General features: G+C 59.0%; 7 protein-coding genes. 6 read left to right on the top strand and 1 reads right to left on the bottom strand.

Going from position 1 to position 5,331, the window contains the following annotated elements:
• The 4 genes from B2W52_RS00070 to B2W52_RS00055 form a co-directional block, all read left to right on the top strand.
• A partial coding sequence (locus tag B2W52_RS00070; RefSeq protein ID WP_414673463.1) for a methyltransferase family protein occupies window positions 1-255 on the top strand: 255 nt, incomplete at its 5' end.
• 314 nt (window positions 256-569) lie between these two features.
• Complete coding sequence (locus tag B2W52_RS00065; protein ID WP_286800932.1) at window positions 570-1,757, top strand: porin; 1,188 nt, start codon at window positions 570-572, stop codon at window positions 1,755-1,757.
• A gap of 12 nt (window positions 1,758-1,769) precedes the next feature.
• Window positions 1,770-2,084 (top strand): hypothetical protein, encoded by a 315-nt coding sequence (locus B2W52_RS00060; protein ID WP_008170017.1) that lies wholly within the window; start codon window positions 1,770-1,772, stop codon window positions 2,082-2,084.
• On the top strand, window positions 2,081-2,434 hold the full coding sequence (locus B2W52_RS00055; RefSeq protein ID WP_092033452.1) for a c-type cytochrome: 354 nt from the start codon (window positions 2,081-2,083) through the stop codon (window positions 2,432-2,434). The genes B2W52_RS00060 and B2W52_RS00055 overlap by 4 nt, the downstream gene beginning before the upstream one ends.
• A gap of 43 nt (window positions 2,435-2,477) precedes the next feature.
• Here the strand turns inward: B2W52_RS00055 and B2W52_RS00050 are convergent, their stop codons facing one another.
• Window positions 2,478-2,783: an ArsR/SmtB family transcription factor gene (locus B2W52_RS00050; protein ID WP_008170014.1), complete on the bottom strand. Its 306-nt coding sequence runs from the start codon at window positions 2,781-2,783 to the stop codon at window positions 2,478-2,480.
• 224 nt (window positions 2,784-3,007) lie between these two features.
• On the opposite strand from B2W52_RS00050, the gene B2W52_RS00045 reads away from it, so the two are divergent.
• A complete protein-coding gene (locus tag B2W52_RS00045) occupies window positions 3,008-3,211 on the top strand; it encodes a YgaP family membrane protein (protein ID WP_053113999.1) in 204 nt (67 codons plus the stop codon).
• Window positions 3,212-3,229: 18 nt separating this feature from the next.
• On the top strand, window positions 3,230-5,331 hold a 2,102-nt coding region (locus B2W52_RS00040; protein WP_286800930.1), incomplete at its 3' end, for an efflux RND transporter permease subunit.

Here is a 5,331-nt window from a genome sequence, read left to right as displayed (position 1 = left end):
TATACGGGGCTATTCATCGCTCTGTTTGGAGAAGGTGTGGTGCACTGGCCGACGCTGTTCTCGGTCGGCCTTTTCCCGGTGATCGTGCTTGTCTACACATGGCTGGCTCGACGTGAGGAGCGGCAGGTGCTCAAGGAGTTTGGTGAGGAGTACCGTGCCTACCAGCGGCAGGTGCCGATGTTCATCCCCCGCTGGGGGCGGTGGCGTCAGCTCGCCGCTGCGTCACGAAATAGTAGTGAAAATGATACGGTGTGACGCAGGTATTGGTTTTGCCGGTCGACTGGTTCGCATCAGGCTCGATTCCGTTGAGACGGCGTACAGGAGCGATCATTCCCGGGTGTCTGACTATACTGCGTGGCGCCCCCACATACGGTGCTGGCTCAATCTCATGATATCCGGCCATTGTAAAAACTGACCTGCATCAAGATCAGGGCGGCACGACTGACAATTTCAGTTTCGTTTCAGTTTCAAGGTGTCTAATTGTTCATGTTTTGGATCAGTGGCTTTTCGAAAGCCTTATCCCGGAACAGTTATATTCGTCTCTTCATCTAACCCAGAAGGGTGCACCTATGAAAAAACTCCATTTTATCAAGCTGTCGCTGGCAGCCTCCGTATTCGCAAGCGGGGCCGCGATCGCAAACGAAGACACCGAATCAAAAATTGCCAACCTTGAGTCGCAGATGGCGGCCCTGCGGGAGGATGTAAAGAGCAACAATCTCGATACGCTGTCCAAGCTGCACATGGCCGGATATAGCAACGTTGATTTCATAGCTGGCTCTGATCGACAGGAAGACGGTTTTACGGCAGCGCGATTTGCGCCGATCTTTCATTTTCAGTTTTCCGACCGGGTGCTGTTTGAAGGCGAGCTTGAAATCGAGACCGATGAAAACGGTGAAACCGAAATCGGGGCGGAATACGCGACCATTGATCTCATCCTGAACGATTACATGGCGCTGGTGGCGGGCAAGTTCCTGAGCCCGATCGGCCAGTTCCGCCAGAATGTCCACCCAAGCTGGATCAACAAGCTGCCGACCGCGCCCGTGGGCTTTGGTCACGGGGGCGCAGCCCCGCTCTCCGACCTGGGCGTTCAGTTGCGTGGCGGCATTCCGCTGAGCGGGTCGATGCGCGCCAACTATGCGCTGTTCACCTCGAACGGTCCGACACTTCTAGTTGATCAGGATGATCCCAACGAAGAAGCGGAAGTTGAATTGGAAACCGAGGCTGCCGCATCCAACGCCGATGGCAATTTTGTGTACGGTGGCCGGGTGGGCTTCCTGCCGGTGCCGGCGCTGGAGCTGGGGCTGTCCGGCGCCCTGGGCAAGATCGGAGTGGCCGAGGGGCACGATGTGTCTGACCTGGCGGCGGGAGAGCCGGACCGTGACTACACAGTCCTGGGTGCGGACGCCGTTTACAACCTTGACACCCTGCAGCTGCGCGGTGAATTCATCCAGCAGACCGTGGGAAGCGAAGCCAACAGCGCGGTTGCCGGTGGCGCGGTGACCGAAGAACTCGAATACACTGCCTGGTATGCGCAGGCGGCCTACCGGGTGCCGGATACCAAGTGGGAAGGCGTTGTCCGCATAGGTGACCTGGACACCCCGGGTGCCGATGCAAACCGCTCCCAGTGGTCTGCAGGGGTGAATTACCTGTTCGCAAACCACGTTATCATCAAGGCGGCCTACACCGTGGATGATTACGATGACAACGCTATCGACGATGACGAGCGCTTCAACATTCAGTTGGCTTACGGCTTTTAAGAGGGTATTAACATGAAACTAATGAACCGCAACCTCATCAGTAATGCTGCACTCATGGCTGCGCTTTTCTTCGGTGGCGCAGGTTCAGCCGCTGCCCAGGACGCCGACGATCCCATGGCGTTCGTCCGGGGCGCCCAGTCATGGGCCGACAACTGCGCACGGTGTCATAACATGCGCGACCCGGCCGAGTTCCGTGACGATTTCTGGGAGCCATCCGTGCTTCATATGCGTCTCAGAGCGGGCTTAACCGGGCAGGAAACAAGGGATATCCTGACCTTCCTCCAGAAAGCCAATGATCCGGCAGATAATAAGGGGGAGAATAAATGAAACGATCATCTTTTCTGATCGCCAGCCTGGTCGCCGGGAGCTTTGCCTACTCAGGCGGAGCCGCGGCTCAGGCGGACAGCGTGGAAGCCGGCGAAAAGCTCTATAACTCCACCTGCGTTGCCTGCCATGGCGCAGACGGAAAGGGCAAGCTGCCCGGCGTTCCTGACTTCACAAAGAGCGATGGCCGGCTGACCAAGAGTGACGATGTATTGGTTACCAATATCATGGAGGGCTTCAAGAGCCCCGGCTCATCCATGGCGATGCCCGCCAAGGGTGGCATCAGCTCATTGACCAAGGAGCAGGCGGGAGCCATCGTTCAATACATGCGCCAGGCCTTTGCCAGCAATTAGTAGTTGAAGTAGGGCAACTCGAAACTCCTTGTTGCCCTACTTCTTAGCATGCGTCGTTATCGCAGAACAGCTCATACAGAACTTCTATGATCCGGCGCGCCTCCTCTCCCGCCAGGGAGTAGTGTATGGTCCGCGCTTCGCGGCGCGCAGATACCAGGCCGTCCTTGCGCAGCAGGGCGAGTTGCTGGGAGACGGCCGCCTGGCGCATCTCCAGTGCATCCGCAAGTTCGCTCACCGCCTGCTCGCCGTCGACCAGTTGGCAGAGGATCATCAGCCGGCTCCGCCCGGAGAGGGCCTTTAGCAGATTGGTGGCCTGATCCGCCGCTTCCGACATCTGATTTTTATTCATACATTCATAGCTCTGCAATCGTGAATATGTTAGGCTTGGTTCAGATGATCGGCTGCTCTTGGCCAGGTAGTCAAGTGTTGCCCGTCGTCGTCTGGCTGGCCCCGGCTCTCCATGGTCCGGCACGTGGCCATGCCAGGTATTATGTACGGGTGCTTTCAGTGCAGCCAGCGCAGTGCGCAATCTGCTGAAAGTGCCGGAACGCGCTACTATAACAGGAGGGGCATATGTCTATCGACCGCCTTGTACTCGCCTTCGCAGGATCTTTCATTCTTGTAAGTCTGGCTCTCTCCCAGCTCCACTCACCTTACTGGTTGTGGTTCACCGCGTTTGTGGGCGCCAACATGCTGCAGGCTGCCTTCAGCGGATTCTGCCCTCTGGCGAAGATCCTCAAGGCCCTGGGCAAGAAGCCCGGCGCCGCCTTCGACTGACTTGCGGAGGCGCTGTCAATGGCTGAAAAGACCGAGGGTTCCTGGCTGGAGTTCGTCACTGACCGTCCTCGACTGACCGTTTGGGCCATGGTGGTTGCCACGCTGGCGCTGGTGGCGCTGGCGGCGCTGCCAAGCGTCTGGCCCGAGCGGTTTGGTCTGCTTAATCCGCTGACCATCGATACCGACCCCGAGAACATGCTCTCTTCCGACGAACCCGTGCGCGTTTTCCACGACGACATGAAGGAGCAATTCTCGCTTTATGACATGGTCGTGGTGGGTGTGGTCAACGAAAGCAACCCTGACGGGGTATTCAATGTCGGTTCGCTGCGGCGCATCTATGAGCTGACGGAGTATGCCAGTACGCTCAGGTGGCCCGATCCGGACAACCCGGGCCGGCAGGAGGGCGTGGTTGAGGAGGATATGCTCGCGCTCTCGCGGGTCGACAACATTGAGCAAGAGGGGGTCGGCTCGGTTCGTTTCAGCTGGCTCATGCCAGAGCCGCCGGATACCCGCAACCAGGCGCTCGCTATTCTTGAGCGGGCGCAACGCATTCCGCTGTTCGACAATACCCTGGTAAGCGCCGATGGCAAGGCAGTCGCCCTTTACCTGCCGCTGACCAGCAAGGACATGAGTTACCGGGTCCGCGAAGCCCTGCTTGACAAAGTCGCTGGCTGGAAGGATACCGGCGATCAGGTCTATATCACCGGGTTGCCCGTGGCGGAGGACACCTTTGGTGTGCAGATGTTCTACCAGATGGCGATTTCGGCGCCACTGGCAATGCTGGTCATCTTCCTGGCAATGTGGTGGTTCTTCCGCCACGTCCGGCTCATTACCTCGGCGATGATCGTGGCCATGGTGGCGGCTGCGAGCACCATGGCGTTGCTGGTGATCAGCGGCAGCACCGTCCACATCATGAGCTCGATGATCCCCGTATTCATCATGCCCATTGCGGTGCTGGATGCGGTGCATATCCTCTCGGAATTCTTCGACCGCTATCCCCAGCATCGGGACCGTCGCAGGGCCATCCGGGAGGTCATGGGGATACTGTTCAAGCCGATGCTGTTCACCACCCTGACGACGATGGCCGGGTTTGGGTCACTGGCACTCACCCCGATCCCGCCGGTTCAGGTATTCGGCATCTTTATCGCGATCGGTGTGTTCCTGGCCTGGTTGTGCACGGTGACCTTTATTCCGGCCTACATCATGCTGATGCCGGAGCGGCGGCTCACCGGCTTCGGTCACGCCGACGGGGACCCAGATGGGAATACAGTCATGGGGCGCTGGCTGCATCGCCTCGGCGAGGGCGTGGTCGGCCACGCCAGGGCGGTGCTGGTGGTTACCATGGTCGTGGTGGTGGCCGCCGGTTATGGCATCAGCCAGATCCGTATCAACGATAACCCGGTCAAATGGTTCGAGCCCGAGCACCCGATCCGTGAGGCGGACCGAGTGCTCAACGAACATTTCGGCGGCACCTACATGGCCTATCTGGCGCTGGTTCCGGAGGGGGATAACGCGGCCCAGGACAACCAGATCTTCAAACGCCCCGAAGTCCTGCGCTACATCGCCAGGTTGCAGCAGCGGCTGGGCGAGACCGGCGTGGTCGGCAAGTCCAACTCCGTCGCCGATCTGGTCAAAACCGTTCACCGCGAACTGCTGGGCGGCGATGACGGAGCCTTTCGCATTCCGGACAGTCCGGCGGCGGTTGCGCAGACCCTGCTCACCTACCAGAATGGCCACCGCCCCCAGGATCTCTGGCACTTCGTTACCCCCGACTACCGCCGTGCCAGCATCTGGGTTCAGCTTACCAGTGGCGACAACCGGGATATGAGCCGGGTGGTTCAGGCGCTCGACGACTTCATCGCGGCCAACCCTCCGCCTGCGTCGATCCAGGCACGCTGGTTTGGTCTTAACTACATCAATGTGGTCTGGCAGGAAAAAATGGTCAGCGGCATGGCCATGGCCCTGTTCGGCAGTTTCGTGGTCGTGCTCCTGCTGATGGCCTTATTGTTCCGCTCGCTGCTCTGGGGACTGCTGTGCATGATTCCCCTGACCGTGACCATCGGGGCCATCTATGGTCTGATCGGTATCATCGGCAAGAACTACGATATGCCGGTCGCCGT

The sequence above is a fragment of the Marinobacter sp. UBA2498 genome (assembly GCF_002341575.1).
In the GTDB taxonomy this organism is placed as follows: domain Bacteria; phylum Pseudomonadota; class Gammaproteobacteria; order Pseudomonadales; family Oleiphilaceae; genus Marinobacter; species Marinobacter manganoxydans.
This window is presented reverse-complemented; position numbering and strand designations above follow the sequence as displayed.